This is a genomic window from Paenibacillus sp. J31P190 (assembly GCF_059692075.1).
In genome coordinates, this window is record NZ_JCAUAS010000009.1 from 147,333 (window position 1) to 169,381 (window position 22,049).

Genomic DNA, 22,049 nt, shown 5'->3' on the forward strand with positions numbered 1-22,049 from the left:
AATGAAACTGCAAGACGCCTTTTTTAATTGGTTGCAAATGCATATTGTAAGTCAAGCAAGACCGGATGACGAAGCGGCCAAAGAAACGCTTGATTTTTTTGCGCTTATTTTGCGAGAAGATCATGGGGTCAGTTATATGGAAATTGTGGACGAATCGGATCGGATGAAAATTCACATCGCCTATGAACAAGAAAGTATTAAGAGTAAACAAAGTTTTGATCGTGAATCGGCGGAAAAGCTGCTTGATGATATTAATTCGAATCCGATTTACAATAATCAATAGACGTTCATGTTTGACGACATAACTTTTTTAAACCGACGTACACTAGGGTATAAGTGGCTGAAAAAGGAGTGTTCGCATGAACCGAAAATAGATACATTATGGTGGAACGCTTGCCACCGGCTATGCTATACTGTAAGTGTAAGGAGCGTTTTCAACCACCTAGTAGGAGGCGCAACGAAATGGCTGAACACAACACAGCTTTACCGAAGCAATGGATAGATCGCGCCCAAATGATGACCGAGCCTGAATATGAGAAAACTTGTGTAAGCCGAGTAACTGAGAATCCAGCCGGCCGAGTTTTTGATGCGATAAAAAAAGCCTAGATCTGCGTATGCAGTCAGGCTTTTTGTTATCTTCGGTGGATTACGGGTTCGGCATTTCCGCCTGATTCGTACCGTTAGGTCCCGCATTGTTTGGCATATTGCGAATATCACGCGGCAGCTGAGGCATTGCACGGCCCATGATATCTGCCATTTGCTCTGCGAATCCAGTAATTGGTCTTCCTGCTCGAACGTTATCCCGGATGTTGCGCAAGCGTTGATCTAAGTCCAAATCTGCGGTAACAATAGCATTAACTCCGTATGGATCTTTCTTAAGCGCTTCAGCTACCGAATACTTGACGGTGCCGACTCTGGCTCGATCCAAATCTTTCTTAATGTTAATGCCGACAACGGCGGTATTGCCGAAGACAACGCAGTGCGCGCTTTCAACCTGAGGGATGCTGGTGGCTAGGTTTTCCAAACGTTCTGCAACAGCCTTAGAATCTTTTATCTCGAGCTTTTGTGGGGCGATTTGTTGAACTTTTACTTGATTTTGATTCGGATTTTGAGAGGGGGCACCACTTTTCGGCGCTTGACTACAGCCAACCGCGAGGGTCAGTATTACTATAAATACGCACAATAGTCTCACTTGAATCGTTCCTTTCTTTCCTGAATCTCGCGTTTAGTTTGTCCGGCACAGCTAGGTTGTATGTATTTCATATAACCAATGATCTAACGCCAAATCTGGGAGGGGACACACCAATGAAAAAAATTTACGTGTTGGATACCAATGTTCTGCTTCAGGACCCTAATGCTTTATTCGCGTTCGAAGATAATGAAGTAGTCATACCCGCCGTGGTGTTGGAGGAAATCGATTCTAAGAAACGAAATGCGGACGAAATAGGCCGTAATGCGAGACATGTTTCGAGATTGCTGGATGGATTAAGAACCAAAGGCAACTTGTCCGATGGCATTACGCTCGAACATGGCGGCAGCATTAAAGTGGAACTCAACCATCGCAGCTTCGCGAAGCTGCAGGAAACATTTGCTGAATTAACGAATGATAACCGAATTCTTGCGGTCGCGCTCAACTATCATCTAGAAGAGCAGGGAAATGAATACCCGAGACCAGTCGTTATCGTGAGTAAAGATACATTAGTTCGTATTAAAGCGGATGTCCTCGGTATACCTGCACAGGATTATTTAACTGATCGCATTGTTGCGCAAACGGATATGTATACAGGATATATAACGTTATACGTGCATCCTTCTATCATTGATGAGTTTTATTCTTATCGTTTCTTGACTGTGACATCACTTAATTTGGGCTATATGCTGCATCCTCACGAATTTGTCATTTTGCGGGATGAGCTGGGTTCCTCCAAATCAGCTTTATTGAAAGTGACGCCCGATGCCAAAAAGCTGGAGCCACTCTTCATGAGTAACGATCCCATTTGGGGGATTGCCGCGCGTAACGCGCAGCAACGAATGGCTCTTGAGCTCCTGCTCAATGACGAAATCCCGCTCGTCACCCTGACTGGGAAAGCGGGTACAGGTAAAACGCTGCTCACGTTAGCTGCGGGCCTTATGAAGATTGAGGATGATCGTAAATATAAAAAATTGCTAATTGCTCGACCTGTTGTTCCAATGGGCAAGGATATTGGTTATCTGCCTGGTGAAAAAGATGAAAAGCTGCGTCCCTGGATGCAGCCGATCTATGATAATTTGGAGTATTTATTCGATACCAAAAAGCCGGGAGACATTGAAAAAATACTAGCAGGTCTTGGTAGTATTCAAGTGGAAGCTCTGACGTACATTCGCGGGCGCTCGATTCCCGGCCAATTCATCATTATTGATGAGGCGCAAAACTTATCCAAGCACGAGGTGAAAACGATCGTTTCCCGCGTGGGAGAAGGCAGTAAAATTGTTCTTCTGGGTGACCCAGACCAAATCGATCATCCATATCTCGATGCCTCGAGTAATGGATTAACTTATGTGGTTGAAAGGTTCAAACAGGAAGGTATTAGTGGGCATATCACTCTTGAACGTGGTGAACGTTCGCATCTTGCGCAATTAGCAGCCGATCTGCTCTGATAAAATTCAAAAAGCCCACACCCCGATAAGGGGATGTGGGCTTTTTGGTGTGTTCTAAGGCAGCATCTCGATGCGGCATCGATAAGCTTTGGCAATACCCTGCATGAGCTCTTCGAGCTGCCGATCGACGACGTACACAGTGTGATCCTGAGCCTGGTACTGAGCAAGTAGGTGTTCTTCGATCTGAAGGGCTGCTTGGTCGATTTCGGCTTGGGGGCTATCTGCTGTAAAGCGGAATTGTACAACAAGCTTATCGTATAAATAATTGTGCTCTGCGCGGCTAGTAAAGCCATAATCGCTGAATAGATCAGTCAATTCAGCATCATCCGGCAGCAGCCGAAGCTTCATTAAGTTCGTCTCGATATTGAAATGAGCCATAACATCGAGCGCTGCGAGCTGTTGTTCTTCATTGCTGACAATAAGCATTTCTTTGTCGCGGTCAAATAATTCAACTTTACCAGCGAGAGCTTTAACGATTTGCGCGTAAAATCCAGGTATTTTTCCTTCGGGCAGATCCATCATCAGACCAAGTTTCGGTTCCATTCGTAGTCCTCACTTTACTTCATTGTCCTCTGCTACTCTACAGGGATAATTTGAGTTTTACAACTGCGATGCCATTTTTCGTCTCAACACTAACGACATCGAGATAATTGACAATTTTTTTCGGGATGAAACCAAGCTGGAATTCTTTCATAAAGTCTTCAATAGTGGTATCAGGCAGTTGGAAGCCATTGAATTCAAGTTTATCCACAACAAAGCGGACTTCATTCATGTCGGGATGTTCCTTCAACAAAAACATTCCTTCCAACGCGATTTGTACATGATCTTTTTTACCTTTTGCAATGATCGACCCATCAGCAAATTCAAAATTCAAATTCTGTAAAAGCTCATTTTTTGAATGAAGGTAAGCGTTGAAATCCGTATCACTAATCGTTATGACCGGATTTTTGATGGAAGATAAGTCCATGAATTTATTTTCTTTCGTTACATACTGTGGCAGTTCTCGGAAAGCTGATGATAAACTATTCAAGTACTCGCGAAATAAAGGGATGCCTTCTTGTTTCCATTGGTCATTTAAGCTTTTTATTTGGGCTTCTATGACTTGTGCTTGTGCACTGACGGCTAGTTGTTTGTCCAGCTCTTCTTGAAGCTTTACGAGTCTCTCACGCTGTGTGAGGAATTTCTCTTTCGTTTTTTGAAGCTCGACGCGAGAAGAATCAAGTTCGGTTCGCAGGCTTTTCAATTTCTTAAACGATTCTGTGAAAGCTGATAAAGCGCGATGATCATTACTAATAATCATTTGTAAATACTCGAACATTCGCAATGCATCCGTAAAGGAACTAACGGTAAACAGCAGCATCCAGATCGAATCTCGATCGCCTGTATAGTAAGCTCTCAGCACTTTTCCGGCATGTTTTCGGGTGCTATCCACATTGCTGTTCTGCTTGATGAGATCTTGTTCATTTTGCTTGATTTGAGTAACGATGCTTGCATCTTGTTCGTTTAATCGGGCCACTTCTTTGTCAATTTCGAAAATGGTAAGCCCTTTTTGGACGAGATCTTTGGTTTCGTCTTGTGTAGGTGTCTTTTCTTCGGCTGAGATTGTATGAAGCGGTAGTGTTATTTGAGTAAGTAATAGAATAGATAACATCATAGCTACGAATTTATATGTCATTGAACGAATTCTCCCCCTAAGAACAGATTATCATATTTCTATTAAATGAAGCACAAAAAAATACTTACCTCTGGGGAAGAGGTAAGTATTTTGCTCTACATCTATTTTTTTGCCGGTGTAATTAATTTAAGGATCTCATCGAAGCTTTTAACGTTTTTCGGTATTTCTTTCGTTAATGGAGCAGCTTGATTGATAGCGTCGTAGGTTTGGTGAAGAAGGATATGATTATCCTGCGTTTTGCCATCAACAGTTAGGGTGAAGCCTACATCAATAGTTTGGTCACGAATAAAGCCAGTGTCATCAATAGCGACAACCATTTTACCCGGAGCTTTGAGTTGTAAAGCATTTGCTTGATTTTTTTTGAGTTGCTCGGCTTTATCAGCTGTAAGGAATCCATTGTTCTGTAAGGACCCAATAAACTCTGGAAGCTTTGTTTGCAGCAGCGCATTCAATTCTTTTTCATTTTTAGTGGTAAGTTCAACGCTGATGGATTTGGCTGAAGATCCGTCTTTCAGCTTAACTGGTTCCTTAGCTTCTTTATACCATTTTGGATCAATCCCGCTAAATATAAGATTACCAAGAGTCGTTGACAATTGAGAAGTATTTTTCAAAGTGTCTACAGTTAAGGGACTAGTACTGTTCTGACTCATTTTTTGTAGATCAATTGCGTAGTACTCGTCAGGTGTTTTATTTAATGCTGGCATATTAAAATACAATTTGCTATCTTTAATGAGAATTGGAATCTCAAAAGGGGATGTAGAGCCCTTAGGCGTTATTTTCAAGTCCGTTTGGAACTGGAGTGGCTCCACATTGCTGATGCCCTTCCAATCGATTGTGCTTTCTCTGACCAAAGATAACAGCCCGTTAGTTAAAGGGTTGGATGATTTCATCAATCCATCGCTTATGGCTAATGTAGTACTCCCATCAAAGGTGTAAGATTTCATTTCTTTTTGTTTAGTTAGTGATTGTTCGAGTGCTTCTTTGACCTTCGTGTTGTCTGTACAAGCTGTTAACGATATTAGGCTGATTGCCGATACCGCTGTTAAGGTAATCCACTTCTTTGACATGCTTTTCTGTCTCTCCTTCCATAAATCCTTCTTCATTATAATGGTTTCCTTATGTTTTGTCTTTAAGTAAAGAATTGGAGGGTTCTTCATTGAATCATCAGCTCGGACACCCAAGTGTTGTGACAGCCTTAAAAGAGGCCATTCAGTCAGCGGAATTGCAAGCCATCACATTCAGAGACTATATGGAAATTTGTCTATACAGCGAACCATATGGGTATTATCGAAATGAGAGGCCAAAAATTGGTAAACAGGGAGATTTCTATACAAGTTCCTCTATTGGTTCAGTTATGGGGGAAATAGTGGCATCATTTATTTGTAAGCAGCTGAATAGTGAGAGTCCTCATATTGAACCCGTTCATATCGTTGAATGGGGGGGAGGCAACGGGCGAATGGCCCTTCACATCATGGGCGAAATAAAGCGAACTGATCCCGCCGTTTATGCTCGATTAACCTATACAATCATTGAATCTAGTACATATCACCGTCAGCAGCAGCGAACAATGCTTGAAGAACACGCACAAGTTATTCAATTCGCGAGTGAAACAGAATGGTTGGCTCAGACGCCGCAAGATCAGGTTTATGTGCTTGCGAATGAGTTATTGGATGCTTTCCCGATCCACCGACTACGCTATAAAGATATGCTTTTCCAAGAGTCCTATGTGAAATGGCAAGAGGAGGAGCAGATTTTTCAAGAAATTTGGCTTACTATCAGCTCCCGACATATATTAGACTTCCTAGAACGTTCCAAAGTTCAATGGTTGGATGGTCAAATAGGGGAGATAAACCTTGAAGCTGAGAGTTGGGTCTCACGTGTGGCTGAACGGATCCAAAGCGGCAGCTGCATCATCATTGATTATGGGGATACAGCAGAAGAACTATTCGCTCCTCACCGTTATAATGGAACATTAATGTGCTATCGCAAACATCAAGCTCAAGATAACCCATTCATTCACCAGGGTGAGCAAGATATGACATCACATGTTAATTTCAGTTCTTGTCAATTAGTTGCAAAACAGAGTGGCTTTACTCACTGCAAACTTCAGACGCAACGGGAGTTTCTGGTGGAGCAAGGGATACTGCAAAGACTTCAAGACCACTTTGATCCGAACCCTTTTAGTGAAGTGTCTAAGCGGAATCGGTCAATTAGGCAGCTGCTGCTAAGTGATCAAATGAGTGAGTTATTCAAAGTGTTCATCGCAAGTAAACATTCAGTTATCAATGAAAAAAAGGTGAGCCGCTGAGTAACAGTCGGTTCACCTTTTTGCTTGTTGTTATTGTTGTGGGGTTTAGACAGACATTTTGAAAAATGACCAATACGTAAATCCGCTGAAGGAAATAATCATATATCCCCAGAACAACAATATGTAAGTTCGTTCTGACAAGCGCATATAGCCTAGAATGACGAATACGGCAGTTTGAAAAAAGAAAATCAGAGACATAGGTATCATATCGCCAGCTAAGCTCATTAGTGCGATAACAAGTGTCCAAAAACCTAGAACCCGAAACATGCGATCCATTCTCGTAACATCCCCCTCTCATACCACGTTGCACTTTAACTACAACACATTATACCGTTTGAAATGAGCGGTGTAAACCGTCAAACGGTGACGAAATTGAAAACATTTCATCAGATAGTAGTAGTATGTCTTTTTATCGGGATCCCATGTATGAGTGATAAAAAATTTGGCAATACCATTTAGTATCAAATAGATTCTATGAACTCTAGTACGGGCATAGAAATAATAATAATGGCACGAATCAATTTATCCTGCTCTCTACGAATTGATTCTTTATTATGATGCATCCCCAATAGGCGAGTCTTTGATTTTTGACCAAAGATCCCGCAGAGGAGAGACTTTGATCTCCGACCAAAGATCCCTATATTATGTTAGGAGGTTCGACCATATGTCAGCAATTAGACAAGATGCTTGGAGCGATGAAGACGACTTAATCTTAGCGGAAGTGACACTGCGTCACATACGAGAGGGAAGCACACAATTATCTGCATTCGAAGAGGTTGGAGAGCGCATTGGGCGTACAGCGGCAGCATGTGGATTCCGTTGGAACAGTTTTGTAAGGAAAAAATATGAAGCGGCTATTCAGATTGCCAAAGCACAACGTCAAAAAAGAACACAACTCAAAAAGCATGCTGCCGTCTCGATTTCCGGTTCTTCTTCTATTGGACTGCTGGATGGACCTGAGTTGTCTACAGGCAAAGTAGAGACATTCACGGAAGAAACTTTATCTATTGACGCTGTGATCCGGTTTCTAAGACAATGGAGAAACACATACCAAGATATGAATCGTCATATTAAAAATTTGGAAAAAGAGCTGCAAGACAAAGAGGACGAACTAGATAGATTGGGCAGAGAAAACAACAAGCTGAATAAGCAAGTTAATGAAGTTGAGACCGATTATCGTGTTGTGAATGATGATTATAAAGCATTGATTCAAATTATGGATCGTGCTAGGAAAATGGCCTTCCTTGTTGAAGAAGAGGAAGAAGAGAAGCCGCGGTTCAAGATGGATGCGAATGGTAACCTAGAAAGAGTAGATTGAGTTTGCCGCCCGTCCTTACATATAGAAGCTTCAGAACAAGGAGAGCCCTTGGACTGGGGCTTTTTTGTTGTATAATGGGAATTGTATGTAAAGGGGGACATGAGATGCGCATTATGATTATTGGTGCAGGCTCCTTAGGACTGCTATTCGCTGCCAAGTTGTCTGCTTTTTGTGAACATATGACAGTCATTGCAAGAACGATAGAACAAGCAGATAAGCTAGATCAGAAGGGGATCGAGTTGGTTGGAACTGCAGAAACAATTAAGACCACTCGTAATGGGGTCATAGATTTTCGTTATTATATAGAAGAGGCAGAAACGGTTAAATCGTCTATACATCATTTTGATTACATATTTCTCATGGTTAAACAGCCTGCGATTACACAAGAACTAATCAACAATTTGAAGTCCCATATGTCTAAAGACACCTACCTAATTAGTTTTCAGAACGGAATAGGGCATGAAGAGAGGTTAGGAGAAGAACTTGGGCGGGATCGCTTGCTGCTCGCTGTGACGACGGAAGGGGCTAGACGAGAGGGCTTGACGGCAGTTACTCACACCGGACATGGCATCAGTTATATAGGGACATCGGAAGATTCAGATCATTTTGTAAATTCAACACATATTTTGTTAGTTGAGATGCTTGAGAAGGCAGGATTTCATACAATGATGTCGAAGAACATGGATGTAAGGATTTGGAGCAAGCTGGCGATAAATGCAGTAATTAATCCGCTTACGGCCATTTTACGAGTGAAAAACGGAGATCTGCTGCTTTCACCCTGGACGCGCGCACTCATGAATAACCTTTACCAAGAAACTCGACTGGTGGCGACTGCCAAGGGGATTTTACTACCTGATGAGCTATGGGACACGCTGCTTAGCGTCTGTGAAGCCACTAGCTTAAATCATTCATCTATGCTTCAGGATATTGAACAGTCCAGACGAACTGAGATCGATCATATTAACGGAAGCCTAGTAAAAATGGCAAAAGAATTAAATCTTGAGATTCCGACTCACCAAACCGTGTTCCAATTAGTGAAAGCCCTAGAATAAGTAGGTGAATTCTTGATGATGAATGTGTTAGCCAGTTGGATTTCTACGATATATGCGGTCTTAGCAGTGGCACCGTTTATTACGTTTATCCTTTTGTGGTTTCTAGTTTTTGTTTTTCTTAGAGATAAGAAGATGACAACGAGACTTACCATGGACGTGACGACGTTATTTCTGTTAGGCTCTGTTTCATTGATGTGGAATCAATTGTTTCATACGAATTTTGGTTTCTGGCTAATTGCGCTCGTGCTGCTCATCGCTTTTGGGATCATTGGTGGTTATCAGACGCATTTGAAAGGAAAAACCGAATTATTAAAGGTCAGCAGGGTAGTTTGGAGGCTTAGTTTTCTGGGTCTATCAGCACTTTACATCCTGCTATTTTTCCTGCATATCGGGAAAAATTATATATTTTCGACCTAAGCAAGACGATTTTGTGGAAATAATGTGAATAAATCAATTTTTAGTGTATGTTTGTAATATTTATTTAAGAATTGTAGAAAATAACAATGAAATCCGTCTAGATTTTATTGACCGATGGTTGTATAATTAGAAACCGTATAGGACCTTTTTCTTCATATTATTTTAACAAAGGTGAATTAAAATTTTATCTAAGGTGAATGAAGGTGAAAATTAGTTCTGGACAAAGCATAGTAATATGTTATAATTCCTTGCGTAGAGTCTAGTAAATTTTTTTACCAGAGGTTTAAGTCAGATATACTGACACGTGTGAAGCGATTTCATTTGTTTTTGGGTTTATGGTGTAAGGTTTATGTGAATAAAACTATCAAAACACCTAACCATAGATGTTTAGATACATATTTTAAAGGAGGAGTTTTATGAAAGCGACGAAATGGGTTTCTACAGCAGTAGCATTAACGCTTATGGGTAGTGTGGCAATTGGTTGTGCCAAAAAAGAGGAACCATCTGCTTCTCCGACTGGGGATACTAAAGGTACAGCAGCTCCTGCGGCATCTAACAAACCGCAAGAAATTAAAATCAACTTTACTGCAGAGCCACCTGTTATGGATAGCTCCAAAGCAACAGCTAATGCTGCTTTCACATTCATTAGCGCATTTAACGAAGGTCTTTATCGTACTGACAAAGACGGCAAAGCAACTCCTGGACTTGCAAAAGATTTCCCTAAAATTTCTGCTGATGGTCTAACTTACACAATCGACATTCGCGACAATGCGAATTGGTCAGATGGTCAACCAGTAAAAGCACAAGATTTCGTTTATTCTTTCAAACGTACATTAGATCCAGCGACAAAAGGTCAATATAGCTTCGTAGTAGCTTGGATTAAAGGTGGAGAAGCTGTAACGAAAGCGAAAACACCTGAAGATGTTAAAAAAGCTCAAGATGCACTTGGTGTAAAAGCAATTAGCGACAAACAACTTGAAATTAAACTTGAGAAACCAGTTACCTTCTTTACACAAATGCTTGCGTTCGGAACTTTCTTGCCACAAAGAGAAGATTTCGTTACAAAAGCTGGCGATAAATATGGAGCAGAAGCTGATAAAGTAATTGGTGCAGGTCCATTTATTTTGAGCAAATGGGATCATGGCCAAACACTTGAACTTGTTAAAAACGAGAAATATTGGGACGCTGCTAACGTTAAACTTACGAAAGCAACTGTCAATATCGTAAAAGATACAAATACAGGACTTAACCTATATGAAACAGATGCAGCTGATTTGGCTGAAATCAACCGCGATCAACTTAAACTTTATGCAGGTAAACCAGATAACTTGCCTAAACCTGAGTTGACTAACTCTTACTTGATGTACCAAACGAAAAAAGTTCCTGCCTTGGCTAACAAGAAAATTCGTCAAGCTCTAGGTATGGCGATCGATCGTCAAGCTTATGTTGATACAGTTCTTGCTAACGGTTCTGTAGCATCCACGGGTCTAGTGCCTGGTGGTACTTCTGACGGTGCAGGCGGCGACTTCCGTAAATCTGCTGGCGAAACTCAACCTAAGTTCGATGCAGCTAAAGCAAAACAATTGCTTGCTGAAGGTTTGAAAGAAGCTGGTTTAACAGCTCTTCCTAAAATGAAAGTGAACGCGGATGATACAGAAACTGCGAAAAAATCACTTGAGTTCATCCTTGCACAATGGAAACAAAACCTTGGATACGAAGCAGAAGCGAACCCAGTTCCGCATGCATTGCGTATCGAGTTGTCCTCGAAGCATGACTTCGAAATCGTTCTTTCCCTATGGGGCGCGGATTACAACGATCCAATGACATTCTTGGATATGTGGGTAACTGGCGGAGAGTTTGATGAAGGCGACTACAGCAACCCGCAATATGACGCACTAATTAAGCAAGCTCAAGCAGAAGTTGATCCTTCAAAACGTGCGAAAGCAATGATTGATGCTGAGAAAATCCTGATGGATGATCAAGGTGTAGCACCACTTTACTTCCGTACACGCGCTTACTTGAAAAAACCTTCAGTTAACGGTTTGATTCTTCCATCATTTGGTCAAGAATGGGAACTGAAATGGACTAGTATTAAGTAATCCAAAGCTTCATGTTTAAGTTGTTACAAGAAGGGGCCGTTCGCACCTCGTGGAGCGGCCTCTTCTAAATTTCTAAGCAGTAGTTAATTTTAATAAAGGAGGAGCAATATGGTTAAGTTCATTCTTCGCCGTTTCTTATATGCGCTTATCACGTTATGGCTAATTGCATCATTTACATTCGTATTGATGAAAAACTTACCAGGTAATCCACTTGGAGAAGGCTCTGAACGGATTCCTAAAGCGACGAAAGAGATGCTGATGAAGCAATACGGTTTAGATAAGCCATTATGGGAACAGTACTTGACATTCATGAACAATATCATCCATGGCGATCTAGGAGCTTCCTATCAATTCCCTGCTCACAAAGTTACTGATATTATTAAACAAGCATTTCCTTCTTCACTAGAACTTGGGTTGATCTCTATCGCTATTGCTATTATTGCAGGTCTTGCTTTAGGGATTATTGCTTCCTTGAAGCATAATAAAGCAGGCGATTACACAGCGATGTTTATTGCGATTCTGGGTGTATCTATCCCATCATTTGTTCTTGGTCCATTGCTTTCTTATTATATCGGTGTTAAATGGGGTATTCTCCCTGCAGGATTATGGAAAGGTCCAAGCTATCGTATTTTACCATCACTTGCGCTTTCATTCGGAACCATTGCCATCTTGGCACGTTTGATGCGTACATCCATGTTAGACGTTCTAAACCAGGATTACATTAAGACAGCCAAATCCAAAGGTTTAACCAATTTCACAGTAGTTGTTAAGCACACGATAAGAAATGCCATTTTACCAGTTATCACAATTATAGGTCCAATATTTGTAAACGTCATCACAGGAACGCTAGTTGTTGAACAAATTTTCTCTGTGCCAGGTTTGGGTAAACACTTTGTAACATCGGTTTATTCCAATGATTACACGATGATTTCTGGATTAACCATTTTCTACTCAAGCATTCTTATTTTAGTAATCTTTATTACAGACGTAGTGTATGGCTTTGTAGACCCTAGAATTCGTCTTGGGAAAGGCGGGAAATAAACAATGCAAACTCCAAATCAATCAACAGAGAATAACTACAAGTTTGCTCCCGTTTCAAATAAATCTCTAACTGGCGATAAAATTGTTAGACCATCGCTCAATTATTGGCAGGACGCTTGGAGACGACTTAAGAAAAATAGACTGGCTATGGCTGGCTTAATTATATTAGTTGCTTTAATCGTGTTTGCGATTATTGTTCCTTTTGTTTCAAGCTACGATTATCAGACTCAAAACTTAAAAGTAAAAAATGTGCCACCAAGCGGAGAACATTGGTTTGGTACTGACGACTTCGGCCGCGATTTATGGACCCGCGTATGGTGGGGGACACGTATCTCATTATTTATTGGGATTATCGCAGCTATCATTGATTTGGTTATTGGTGTTATTTATGGCGGTATTTCTGCCTACTATGGCGGGAAAGTTGATGAAGTGATGCAGCGTACGATTGAAATCGTATATGCGATTCCTTTCTTGCTAATCGCCATTCTACTCATTATGGTTATCGGTTCTGGTATTCCATCTATTATTTTGGCTATGGCCATAACTGGTTGGGTTCCAATGGCGCGTTTGGTGCGTGGTCAAATGCTAACGTTGAAAGAGCAAGAGTTCGTGCTTGCCTCTCGTACACTTGGTGCATCACCAATGAGAATTATTATGCGCAGCTTGATTCCTAATGCGTTAGGTATCATCATCGTGCAAATTACGTTTGTTGTTCCAGCTGCTATTTTTACGGAAGCGTTCCTTAGCTTCATCGGTCTTGGTGTTAAACCGCCGCTCGCATCGCTGGGTAACTTGCTGTCCGACGGCGCCAACTATATTCGGTTATATCCGCATCGCCTGATTTTCCCGACTATTATTTTCAGCTTAATTTTGTTAAGCTTCAATTTGCTCGGCGATGGGCTTCGTGATGCGCTTGATCCAAAAATGCGCAAGTAAGAAGGGGTGAATAATGATGAGCACCAATAACAATTTACTTGAAGTAAAAGATTTGAGAGTTTCTTTCCGGACGTATGCAGGAGAAGTTCAAGCTGTTCGCGGCGTATCTTTTTCTTTGAAAAAAGGTGAAGTGTTGGCGATTGTAGGTGAATCCGGTTGCGGTAAGTCCGTTACGGCACAAACGCTCATGCGTTTAATTCCTACTCCGCCTAGCTATATAAAAAGCGGTTCTATCATGTTTGACGGGAAATTGGATATTACCAAGCTTTCCAACAAACAAATGGAGAAAATTCGAGGATCCGAAATGGGCATGATTTTCCAGGATCCAATGACTTCTTTGAATCCGACGATGAAAGTCGGCGATCAAATCACTGAAGGTTTGATCAAGCATGAAGGTTTGAGCAAAAAGGCTGCAACAGAGAAAGCGATTGAAATTCTCAAGCTTGTAGGCATTAACTCTCCAGAGGGCCGTATTCATCAATATCCGCATGAGCTCTCCGGCGGTATGCGTCAGCGTGTTATGATTGCTATCGCACTTGCTTGTTCGCCTAAACTGCTTATCGCGGATGAGCCAACAACGGCTCTTGATGTAACGATCCAAGCGCAAATCATTGATTTGATGAAGACGATCTCTGTTAAAACGGACTCATCTATTATCTTAATTACGCATGACCTTGGTGTCGTAGCTGATATGGCTCAACGTGTTGTCGTTATGTACGCTGGGAAAATTATTGAACAAGGCACAGTAGATGAAATTTTCTACGAGCCGCAGCATCCATATACATGGGGCTTGCTTCGTTCGGTGCCGCGTTTGGATACGAATAGCAATGAAGAGCTTGTGCCGATTCCAGGTACGCCTCCAGATCTATTCGCACCTCCAAAAGGGTGTGCATTTGCAGCTAGATGTCCATATGCCATGAATCATTGTTTGGAAGAAGATCCAGAGCATACTTCGATTTCTGAGACACACAGTGCCGCTTGCTGGCTGTTGCACCCAGATGCACCGAAGGTTGAACGTCCTGTAGGAGTGGGAGGTCATCAACATGTCTAAATCTAATCAACCTATCTTACAAATTCGTAACATGAAGAAGCATTTTAATCTTGGCAACGGTAAAATATTGAAAGCTGTTGACAATTTCTCCATAGAAATTAACCGCGGTGAAACATTTGGTCTCGTAGGGGAATCCGGATGTGGGAAATCGACTGCGGGTAGAACGATTATCAAGCTTTATGATGCAACAGAAGGCGAAGTTATTTTCGACGGTGAAGATGTTCATAAGTTGAAGGGCAAGAAGCTGAAAGATTTTAATCGGAATATGCAAATGGTATTCCAAGATCCTTACGCTTCCTTGAACCCTCGTATGACGGTTGGAAATATCATTGCTGAAGGTATTGATATTCATGGTTTGTACAAAGGCGCTAAACGTAAAGAGCGCGTGATGGAATTGCTTCGCGCCGTTGGTTTGAACGATGAGCATGCCAATCGTTTCCCGCATGAGTTTTCCGGCGGTCAGCGTCAACGTATCGGGATTGCCCGTGCGCTTGCGATTGAGCCGAAATTTATTATTGCGGATGAACCGATCTCTGCATTGGACGTTTCCGTACAGGCTCAGGTTGTTAATCTGTTCAAGAGATTGCAGAAGGAAATGGGCCTGACTTATTTGTTTATCGCGCATGATTTGGCGATGGTTAAGCATATTTCCGATCGTATCGGCGTTATGTACCTTGGTAACCTCGTTGAGGTGACGACGTCAGACGCACTTTACGCGAAGCCGCTTCATCCTTACACACAATCGCTGCTTTCTGCGATTCCGATTCCAGATCCGGAAATTGAGCGTACACGTGAGCGCATCATTCTACAAGGTGATGTACCAAGTCCGCTTAATCCGCCTAGTGGATGTCCGTTCCGTACACGCTGTCCGCAAGCAATGCCGCAGTGTGCGGAATCGATGCCGCCATCCAAAGAAGTGGAACCAAATCACTTCGTAGCCTGTCATTTGTATTAAAATTGTCCAGCCGTCCCCGCAGGGGGCGGCTTTTTAACGTTCAATTGTAATTATTAAAAATACAGTTTTGACGATTGCTGACCTTACGTGTACAATCAAAGAATAGTCGTTTTATTTGGTATGAAGAGGAGACACTAGTCGCTTATGCAAATGGAAACTTTTCATTGGAAGAAAAATCAGAAGTTAGCGGAAGATTACATAGCTCAAACGGATAAAGCTAAAGCTTTGTATCCTTACCACTTTGGAAACTTGGAAGACTGGCAGTCCCGAGTGCAGTGGTTAGATGAACCAAAGACCTCACTCCAAGTTGATCGAGGGCGCTTGGTTCAAGTTTTGCAGCAATATAATAAGAAAATAGGAAACGCACGGGCTGCATTTGACCAAATCTCAGCATTGGCTGATAAGAATGCTCTTGCCATTGTGGGTGGCCAGCAAGCCGGATTGTTCGGCGGTTCGCTGCTTGTTTTGTACAAAGCCATAACCATTGTTCAATTGGCGCGTGAATGGAGCGGGAAATTACAACGTCCAGTTGTGCCGATCTTTTGGATCGCTGGTGAGGATCATGATTTCGATGAAGTGAACCATACGTATACGCTATCGAGTGCTCAGCAAATTGAGAAAATCAAGGTTGATCATCCGACAGGGCGCCGCACATCAGTAAGTAGGCTGCCTATTGAACCTGAAGCATGGAAAGAGGCCTTGACGGCGTTAGATCAATCTTTGATGGATACAGAGTTTAAAGCTTCGCTAATCGCTAAGCTGGAGGGAACAACAGAGGATGGGGCAACATTATCTGATGCTTTTGCTCGCTGGATGGCTATCCTCTTTGGCGAATACGGGCTTGTCCTTATAGATTCCGACGAACCTTCCCTGCGAGCTTTGGAAGCGCCCATGTTTGAGAAGTTGATCCTTGAGAATGAAGCATTCTCTGGATCGTTACAGAAGAGTCAGGATGCCACCCGGCAAGCAGGATATGAGAGTCAAGCTGAAATAAGCAAAGACGGAGCAAATTTGTTTGTATTTGCAGATGGACAGCGGCTGCTGTTGCATCGTGAAGGTGAACGATTTACAGATAAGAAGCAGGACAATTGTTATACTAGACAGCAGCTTCAAGATTTAGCATTAACAACGCCTGAGAATTTGAGCAACAACGTGATGTCGCGGCCTCTGATGCAGGAATTTTTATTCCCTGTTCTGGCTACTGTGTTAGGACCAGGTGAGATTGCTTACTGGTCGCTGACGAAACATGCTTTCGAACAGTTTGGCATGAAAATGCCGATCATAGCACCGCGTATGGAGTTTACTTTGATCGAGGGTACGGTTCAGAAGCAAATGAACAAATATGGTTTTGCGTTTGAGGATGTGCTTGAGCGCTTTGAGCACAAGAAGCAAGAATGGCTGGATGCGCAAGATACATTGCAATTGAATGAGCGCTTCGATGCCGTAAAATCAGATTTCAGTGTGAACTACGCACCGCTTGTGGATTCTCTAGCTGCGATCAATCCCGGGGTTAAGAAGCTGGGAGAAACGAATCTGGAGAAAATCTTGGAGCAAATCGAATATTTGCGAAATAAAGCAGGAGAGGCATATAAGGCGCAATTCGATGCGGCGTTGCGACAATTAGAACGCATTAGACTAACGATATTACCGTTCGCCAAGCCGCAAGAAAGAGTGTATAATGGGTGTGCTTATATGAATCGGTATGGGAATGAATGGCTCCGAGATTTACTTGAGACACCAATTCCTGTGGATGGTTTGCATCGAATTTATTATTTATAGGAGGAAATTAACATGTCAACTGTAGAAAAAAGTATTGTGGCAGATATAACATTAGCACCTGAAGGTCATTTGAAAATTGATTGGGTCCAGGCGCACATGCCTGTTTTGAATCGTATTCGTGAGCAATTTGAGAAGGAACAGCCTTTTAAAGGATTGAAAGTCGCTATTTCTTTGCATTTAGAAGCGAAAACAGCCTATTTAGCAAAAGTAGTAAAAGCCGGTGGAGCTGAAGTAACGATTACGGGAAGCAATCCGCTATCTACACAAGATGACGTTTGTGCAGCGCTTGTTGAGGACGGTATTACCGTTTTTGCGAAATATAACCCGAGTCCGGAAGAATACAAAGAGCTGCTAATTAAAGCGCTTGAAACGAAACCTGACCTGATCATTGATGATGGCGGCGATTTGGTTTCTATTCTTCATTCCGAACGTAAAGATTTGGCTGTACAAGTTCGCGGCGGAGCTGAAGAAACAACAACAGGTATTCTTCGTCTGAAAGCGATGGAGAAAGAAGGAAAGCTTGAATTCCCGATGGTCGCGGTTAACGATGCCTTCTGTAAATACTTGTTCGATAATCGTTATGGAACAGGTCAATCCGTTTGGGATGGCATCAACCGTACAACTAACTTGGTTGTAGCTGGTAAAACTGTTGTTGTTGTCGGTTATGGCTGGTGTGGTAAAGGTGTGGCAATGCGTGCTAAAGGTTTGGGCGCGAATGTAATTGTAACCGAAATTGATGCAATTAAAGGTGTCGAGGCCTACATGGATGGCTTTGCTGTAATGCCAATGCTGGAAGCGGCAAAACTGGGAGATTTCTTCGTAACGGTTACGGGTAATCGTGATGTGATTCGTGGAGAACACTACAAAGTAATGAAAGATGGCGCGATTCTATCGAATGCAGGCCACTTTGACGTTGAAGTAAACAAACCGGAACTTGAAGCAATGTCTTCTTCCAAGCGTACAGTAAGACGCAATATTGAAGAATACCAACTGACGGACGGTCGTAAAGTATACATTCTTGCTGAGGGACGTTTAGTTAACTTAGCTGCAGGCGACGGTCATCCGGCTGAAATTATGGATATGACATTTGCGCTGCAAGCGATGTCACTTAAATATGTAAATGATGAGTACAAGAAATTAGGCAAAACGGTTGTTAATGTACCTTATATACTGGATGAGCAAGTAGCTCGATTCAAGTTAGAATCCCTTGGAACTAGCATTGACTCGTTGACAGAAGAGCAGAAGATGTACCTAGACAGCTGGGCGGAGCATTAAGATCTAGGGAGCTTTGGAGAGCTTTCAAAAGCTTTGGAGAACCTTTCAGACCACTTTGGAGTGGGCTGGAAGGTTTTCTTTTTTTTGTGTAACGGCAACAAAGGATTGGCTAAGGTTTATTTTATCAGCAATTATTTGCTGAAGTGACTCGGTGACTTGCAACCTTTCCAACTCAATCCCCGTTTATAGGGTGTATAACCTATATTTGGTAGCGAGGGGATGACAAGATGGGGGTCTTAAAAAGCATAGAAAACGGTAGGTTCATGCTCAGCAGTGTCGCGGCTAATAAAACAAAAAGGAATAGGTTTGGTCGGAAAATTTCTTTCCTGCTTGCCACGTGCATGCTAGTAATTGGTCTACTATCAGGCTGTAGCGCTGCAAAGGACGAGTCGTCAGCGAATTCATCAAAAGAAATGAAAATGGCTGCTACTAGCGACTCTTTGAAGGCAGAATCTGCACAGTCAGCTGACGCAAAATCCGCAGCTCCTGCTGCTGCAGCAGGAGGGAAGGCAAGCAGCGCAGATGTCTCATCCAAAGGGAAAGAGGGAGCAGCAGAAATAGCGCCTACTGACGTGAAAAATGCACCGATCACGGTCATGCCAGCAACGGGAAGCGATGAAGCAGCGGGATTTAATCGTAAGTTAATCTACCGAGCTAACTTGGTCATGCCTGTAGATGACTACAGCAAGGCTCAGACTGCCCTCCGCGACCTGGTCGCGCTTAGTGGGGCTTACATTCTGCAGTTTTCGGAAAATGCGAATACGGGGGAACGAGGCGGGACATATACGATCAAAGTCGCAGCAAATGGGTTTGTCTCCTTGCTAGATGGGCTTGAGAAGATGAGTCCATCGCTGCAAAGGAATGTTCAGGGTCAGGACGTCACAGAGGAGTATGTGGATCTTAATTCACGCCTCAAAGCAAAACAAATGGTTGAAACGAGATTATTGGGCTTTATGGAGAAGGCTTCAAAAACGGATGAGCTGCTTGCTTTCTCAAACGAGCTCTCCAAGGTACAAGAAGCGATTGAACAGATAAAGGGTCGGATAAGGTATTTGGATCAAAATGTCTCATTCTCGACGATTGAGCTTCGTATGTACCAGCAAACGGGAAATAAGCCGCTGCTATCTGATCCTAATAAGCTAACATTAGAGGAACGCATTCAAAAAGCATGGAATTCTAGCCTAAATGTACTAGTTGCTGTCATGCAAGGTATTCTCGTTTTCCTGGCAGCTGCATTCCCGATTCTCGTTATTGGTCTGTTGATTGGTGTACCGATCTGGGTATTCAGGCGCAAAAGAAATAAACAACTGCAAGAAATGCGATTACAGCTCAGAGATCAAAATGCTTCTTTAAACGCACTTGAAGATGAGAAACAAGGAACAAAAGACGCAGAATAGACCTAAAATTGAAAATAATTTTGAAAATCCTGCTCTCAAAGCAGGATTTCTTTTATTTTTAGCGAATATTGATTCAAATGTGGTGGAAAGTGGTACAAAGTGGAGGAAAAGGGGGCGCCATGCTATGTTCATGGGTGAATATCAACATAGCATCGACGAGAAAGGCCGAATGATCATCCCGGCTAAGTTTCGCGAAGCCCTCGGCGACTCATTTGTCATCACCCGCGGTCTGGATCAGTGCTTATTCGTTTATCCGCAATCGGAATGGGCGATACTCGAGCAGAAGCTCAAAGCACTGCCGTTAATGAAATCAGATGCACGTGCCTTCACCCGGTTCTTCTTCTCCGGTGCTACGGAGTGTGACCTCGATAAACAAGGCAGAGCGAACATTCCAGGTAACCTTGTGGACCATGCCAAACTTGAAAAGGATTGTGTGGTTATCGGTGTTTCCAACCGAGTTGAGATTTGGAGTAAGCAAATTTGGGAAAGCTATGCCAATGAATCCGAACAGTCATTCAATGAAATAGCTGAGAAACTCGTCGATTTTAATTTTGATTTATAGAGGTTTACGTAGAAAGCTTTGCTAAAGCAAAGCTCAGATTATGCTTACGAAGTTAGTTTTGCCAAGGCAAAACTTAGCTAATGCTTACGTAGAAAGCTTTGCTAAAGCAAAGCTCTTAGGAGGACACCAAGTGTTTCATCATGTGACGGTACTTAAGGAAGAATCTGTTGAAGGTTTACATATAAAGCCGGATGGCGTTTACGTGGATTGTACGATGGGAGGAGCAGGGCATAGTTCCCTGATTGCTTCTAAGTTAGGTCCAAATGGCTTGCTGATTGCTTTAGACCAAGATGAAGTCGCTCTAACGAATGCTCAAACTGTGCTAGCGCCTTACCTGGATCGCGTGAAAATCGTAAAAAGCAATTTCAGAGAGCTGGAGCAGGTGCTCCTGAATGAGCCTAGAGCACTTCGTGATGGCAAGCCGCAGGTGGATGGGATTCTCTTCGATCTTGGCGTGTCATCTCCTCAGCTTGATGAGGGGGATCGCGGTTTCAGCTACAACCATGATGCAGAGCTTGATATGAGGATGGATCGTTCGACGGAATTAACTGCCAAAACGATCGTTAATGAGTGGCCTGCTGACCAAATCGCACGAATTTTGTTCGAATATGGCGAAGAGAAGTTTTCCAGGCGGATCGCAGGCGTCATTGTAGAAGCACGGAGCAAACAGCCCATTGAAACCACAGGTGAGCTGGTCGAGCTGATCAAAGAAGGTATTCCCGCTGCAGCGAGAAGGACCGGCGGTCATCCAGCGAAGCGAAGTTTCCAAGCGCTGCGTATCGCGGTGAACGATGAGTTAGGAGCTTTTGAAGAAGCATTGGAGCAATCACTCCGTTGTCTTGCCCCACAAGGCAGAGTTGCAGTCATTACCTTCCATTCACTGGAAGATCGCATATGCAAACAATTTTTTGTGAAAAACGTTGAAAAATGTACCTGTCCTTCGGATCTTCCATATTGCGTTTGCGAGAAGACCGGAGTTGTAAAATTAGTAACACGAAAACCAATTGTACCAAGCGAACATGAGCTTGAAGTTAATCAAAGAGCAAGATCCGCGAAGCTGCGAATCGCTGAAAAGCTTTGACACAAAGGAGGAAATAAAATATGCCATCTTACATCCAAGGCAATTTGGCTCTCGATCCAAAACGTTCGGCTCCAGCACCTAAAGTAAAGATTAAAGAAACAACAAAGGTTGTTTATCGCAATAAAACGTTACCGACACAAGAGAAAATGTTATATTTATTCACAGTAATCCTTTGTGTCATTGTGGCGGGCGTTATTATCTGGCGTTACGCGGCTATTTATCAGATGAATGCCAATATTTTGAAAATGCAAAGTGAAATTCGTGAGATGCAAGCTCAGAACAGTGCTTTGAAACAAGAAGTAGAGAAACTGCAAAGTCCTGAACGTATGAAGGGTGAGGCTATACGGCTTGGGTTTAATTTAGGAGATGAAAAGAAAGTAAGTTTAGTCACTCCGGAGAAAACAAAATCAAATACAAGCAGTAGCAAAAATAATAAAGTAGTTTCTAAACCGTAATGGGCAGGTAT

The 22,049-nt window shown here is 42.5% G+C and carries 23 protein-coding genes; 18 read left to right on the top strand and 5 right to left on the bottom strand.

What is annotated here, in order from left to right:
- Position 1 precedes the first annotated feature (1 nt).
- Positions 2–283: a hypothetical protein gene (locus tag AC58U0_RS17725; RefSeq protein ID WP_497380305.1), complete on the top strand. Its 282-nt coding sequence runs from the start codon at positions 2–4 to the stop codon at positions 281–283.
- 179 nt (positions 284–462) lie between these two features.
- Positions 463–606 carry a hypothetical protein gene (locus AC58U0_RS17730; RefSeq protein WP_497380306.1) on the top strand — a complete coding sequence of 48 codons (144 nt, stop codon included), beginning with the start codon at positions 463–465 and terminating at the stop codon, positions 604–606.
- 40 nt (positions 607–646) lie between these two features.
- Here AC58U0_RS17730 and AC58U0_RS17735 read toward each other — a convergent pair whose 3' ends face one another.
- Entirely contained in the window at positions 647–1,192 is a 546-nt protein-coding gene (locus AC58U0_RS17735) for a YhcN/YlaJ family sporulation lipoprotein (RefSeq protein ID WP_497380307.1), read from the bottom strand.
- Between the two features lie 113 nt (positions 1,193–1,305).
- On the opposite strand from AC58U0_RS17735, the gene AC58U0_RS17740 reads away from it, so the two are divergent.
- Positions 1,306–2,637, top strand: a complete 1,332-nt coding sequence (locus AC58U0_RS17740; protein WP_057303070.1) for a PhoH family protein — start codon at positions 1,306–1,308, stop codon at positions 2,635–2,637.
- A gap of 54 nt (positions 2,638–2,691) precedes the next feature.
- On the opposite strand, the gene AC58U0_RS17745 is transcribed toward AC58U0_RS17740, so the two are convergent.
- The 3 genes from AC58U0_RS17745 to AC58U0_RS17755 all read right to left on the bottom strand — a co-directional run bounded on the left by AC58U0_RS17745 (position 2,692) and on the right by AC58U0_RS17755 (position 5,379).
- Positions 2,692–3,180 (bottom strand): hypothetical protein, encoded by a 489-nt coding sequence (locus AC58U0_RS17745; protein WP_497380308.1) that lies wholly within the window; start codon positions 3,178–3,180, stop codon positions 2,692–2,694.
- A 37-nt stretch (positions 3,181–3,217) separates the two neighbouring features.
- Complete coding sequence (locus tag AC58U0_RS17750) at positions 3,218–4,312, bottom strand: coiled-coil domain-containing protein (RefSeq protein WP_497380309.1); 1,095 nt, start codon at positions 4,310–4,312, stop codon at positions 3,218–3,220.
- Positions 4,313–4,413: 101 nt separating this feature from the next.
- Positions 4,414–5,379: a hypothetical protein gene (locus tag AC58U0_RS17755; RefSeq protein WP_497380310.1), complete on the bottom strand. Its 966-nt coding sequence runs from the start codon at positions 5,377–5,379 to the stop codon at positions 4,414–4,416.
- Positions 5,380–5,468: 89 nt separating this feature from the next.
- Between AC58U0_RS17755 and AC58U0_RS17760 the strand changes: the two genes are divergently transcribed.
- Entirely contained in the window at positions 5,469–6,620 is a 1,152-nt protein-coding gene (locus AC58U0_RS17760; protein ID WP_497380311.1) for a class I SAM-dependent methyltransferase, read from the top strand.
- A gap of 45 nt (positions 6,621–6,665) precedes the next feature.
- Here AC58U0_RS17760 and AC58U0_RS17765 read toward each other — a convergent pair whose 3' ends face one another.
- Positions 6,666–6,896 (bottom strand): DUF2626 domain-containing protein, encoded by a 231-nt coding sequence (locus AC58U0_RS17765; RefSeq protein ID WP_029196536.1) that lies wholly within the window; start codon positions 6,894–6,896, stop codon positions 6,666–6,668.
- 388 nt (positions 6,897–7,284) lie between these two features.
- Between AC58U0_RS17765 and AC58U0_RS17770 the strand changes: the two genes are divergently transcribed.
- The 14 genes from AC58U0_RS17770 (at position 7,285) to AC58U0_RS17835 (ending at position 22,038) form a co-directional block, all read left to right on the top strand.
- On the top strand, positions 7,285–7,938 hold the full coding sequence (locus AC58U0_RS17770) for an RsfA family transcriptional regulator (protein WP_047672335.1): 654 nt from the start codon (positions 7,285–7,287) through the stop codon (positions 7,936–7,938).
- A 104-nt stretch (positions 7,939–8,042) separates the two neighbouring features.
- Entirely contained in the window at positions 8,043–8,990 is a 948-nt protein-coding gene (locus tag AC58U0_RS17775) for a ketopantoate reductase family protein (protein WP_497380312.1), read from the top strand.
- A gap of 15 nt (positions 8,991–9,005) precedes the next feature.
- Entirely contained in the window at positions 9,006–9,407 is a 402-nt protein-coding gene (locus AC58U0_RS17780) for a DUF3397 domain-containing protein (RefSeq protein ID WP_497380313.1), read from the top strand.
- Positions 9,408–9,823: 416 nt separating this feature from the next.
- On the top strand, positions 9,824–11,506 hold the full coding sequence (locus tag AC58U0_RS17785) for a peptide ABC transporter substrate-binding protein (protein ID WP_497380314.1): 1,683 nt from the start codon (positions 9,824–9,826) through the stop codon (positions 11,504–11,506).
- A gap of 108 nt (positions 11,507–11,614) precedes the next feature.
- Positions 11,615–12,547: an ABC transporter permease gene (locus AC58U0_RS17790; protein WP_057303062.1), complete on the top strand. Its 933-nt coding sequence runs from the start codon at positions 11,615–11,617 to the stop codon at positions 12,545–12,547.
- 3 nt (positions 12,548–12,550) lie between these two features.
- On the top strand, positions 12,551–13,483 hold the full coding sequence (locus tag AC58U0_RS17795) for an ABC transporter permease (RefSeq protein WP_057303061.1): 933 nt from the start codon (positions 12,551–12,553) through the stop codon (positions 13,481–13,483).
- Between the two features lie 16 nt (positions 13,484–13,499).
- A complete protein-coding gene (locus AC58U0_RS17800) occupies positions 13,500–14,534 on the top strand; it encodes an ABC transporter ATP-binding protein (RefSeq protein ID WP_497380315.1) in 1,035 nt (344 codons plus the stop codon).
- Entirely contained in the window at positions 14,527–15,489 is a 963-nt protein-coding gene (locus tag AC58U0_RS17805) for an ABC transporter ATP-binding protein (RefSeq protein ID WP_057303059.1), read from the top strand. The genes AC58U0_RS17800 and AC58U0_RS17805 overlap by 8 nt, the downstream gene beginning before the upstream one ends.
- A 144-nt stretch (positions 15,490–15,633) precedes the next feature.
- Complete coding sequence (gene bshC / locus AC58U0_RS17810; protein ID WP_497380316.1) at positions 15,634–17,268, top strand: bacillithiol biosynthesis cysteine-adding enzyme BshC; 1,635 nt, start codon at positions 15,634–15,636, stop codon at positions 17,266–17,268.
- A 12-nt stretch (positions 17,269–17,280) separates the two neighbouring features.
- Complete coding sequence (locus AC58U0_RS17815; RefSeq protein ID WP_497380317.1) at positions 17,281–18,543, top strand: adenosylhomocysteinase; 1,263 nt, start codon at positions 17,281–17,283, stop codon at positions 18,541–18,543.
- Positions 18,544–18,770: 227 nt separating this feature from the next.
- Positions 18,771–19,940: a DUF4349 domain-containing protein gene (locus AC58U0_RS17820; protein ID WP_497380318.1), complete on the top strand. Its 1,170-nt coding sequence runs from the start codon at positions 18,771–18,773 to the stop codon at positions 19,938–19,940.
- Between the two features lie 124 nt (positions 19,941–20,064).
- Complete coding sequence (gene mraZ / locus AC58U0_RS17825; protein ID WP_029196525.1) at positions 20,065–20,502, top strand: division/cell wall cluster transcriptional repressor MraZ; 438 nt, start codon at positions 20,065–20,067, stop codon at positions 20,500–20,502.
- A 130-nt stretch (positions 20,503–20,632) separates the two neighbouring features.
- On the top strand, positions 20,633–21,583 hold the full coding sequence (rsmH, locus tag AC58U0_RS17830) for a 16S rRNA (cytosine(1402)-N(4))-methyltransferase RsmH (RefSeq protein ID WP_497380319.1): 951 nt from the start codon (positions 20,633–20,635) through the stop codon (positions 21,581–21,583).
- Between the two features lie 20 nt (positions 21,584–21,603).
- Positions 21,604–22,038 carry a septum formation initiator family protein gene (locus AC58U0_RS17835; protein WP_497380320.1) on the top strand — a complete coding sequence of 145 codons (435 nt, stop codon included), beginning with the start codon at positions 21,604–21,606 and terminating at the stop codon, positions 22,036–22,038.
- Positions 22,039–22,049 lie beyond the last annotated feature (11 nt).

Coding starts and splice junctions, on each gene's coding strand:
- AC58U0_RS17725 (WP_497380305.1), top strand. CDS start 2: ATGAAACTGCAAGACGCCTTTTTTAATTGGTTGCAAATGCATATTGTA.
- AC58U0_RS17730 (WP_497380306.1), top strand. CDS start 463: ATGGCTGAACACAACACAGCTTTACCGAAGCAATGGATAGATCGCGCC.
- AC58U0_RS17740 (WP_057303070.1), top strand. CDS start 1,306: ATGAAAAAAATTTACGTGTTGGATACCAATGTTCTGCTTCAGGACCCT.
- AC58U0_RS17745 (WP_497380308.1), bottom strand. CDS start 3,180: ATGGAACCGAAACTTGGTCTGATGATGGATCTGCCCGAAGGAAAAATA.
- AC58U0_RS17750 (WP_497380309.1), bottom strand. CDS start 4,312: ATGACATATAAATTCGTAGCTATGATGTTATCTATTCTATTACTTACT.
- AC58U0_RS17755 (WP_497380310.1), bottom strand. CDS start 5,379: ATGTCAAAGAAGTGGATTACCTTAACAGCGGTATCGGCAATCAGCCTA.
- AC58U0_RS17765 (WP_029196536.1), bottom strand. CDS start 6,896: ATGGATCGCATGTTTCGGGTTCTAGGTTTTTGGACACTTGTTATCGCA.
- AC58U0_RS17770 (WP_047672335.1), top strand. CDS start 7,285: ATGTCAGCAATTAGACAAGATGCTTGGAGCGATGAAGACGACTTAATC.
- AC58U0_RS17775 (WP_497380312.1), top strand. CDS start 8,043: ATGCGCATTATGATTATTGGTGCAGGCTCCTTAGGACTGCTATTCGCT.
- AC58U0_RS17780 (WP_497380313.1), top strand. CDS start 9,006: ATGATGAATGTGTTAGCCAGTTGGATTTCTACGATATATGCGGTCTTA.
- AC58U0_RS17785 (WP_497380314.1), top strand. CDS start 9,824: ATGAAAGCGACGAAATGGGTTTCTACAGCAGTAGCATTAACGCTTATG.
- AC58U0_RS17790 (WP_057303062.1), top strand. CDS start 11,615: ATGGTTAAGTTCATTCTTCGCCGTTTCTTATATGCGCTTATCACGTTA.
- AC58U0_RS17795 (WP_057303061.1), top strand. CDS start 12,551: ATGCAAACTCCAAATCAATCAACAGAGAATAACTACAAGTTTGCTCCC.
- AC58U0_RS17800 (WP_497380315.1), top strand. CDS start 13,500: ATGAGCACCAATAACAATTTACTTGAAGTAAAAGATTTGAGAGTTTCT.
- AC58U0_RS17805 (WP_057303059.1), top strand. CDS start 14,527: ATGTCTAAATCTAATCAACCTATCTTACAAATTCGTAACATGAAGAAG.
- bshC (WP_497380316.1), top strand. CDS start 15,634: ATGCAAATGGAAACTTTTCATTGGAAGAAAAATCAGAAGTTAGCGGAA.
- AC58U0_RS17815 (WP_497380317.1), top strand. CDS start 17,281: ATGTCAACTGTAGAAAAAAGTATTGTGGCAGATATAACATTAGCACCT.
- AC58U0_RS17820 (WP_497380318.1), top strand. CDS start 18,771: ATGGGGGTCTTAAAAAGCATAGAAAACGGTAGGTTCATGCTCAGCAGT.
- mraZ (WP_029196525.1), top strand. CDS start 20,065: ATGTTCATGGGTGAATATCAACATAGCATCGACGAGAAAGGCCGAATG.
- AC58U0_RS17835 (WP_497380320.1), top strand. CDS start 21,604: ATGCCATCTTACATCCAAGGCAATTTGGCTCTCGATCCAAAACGTTCG.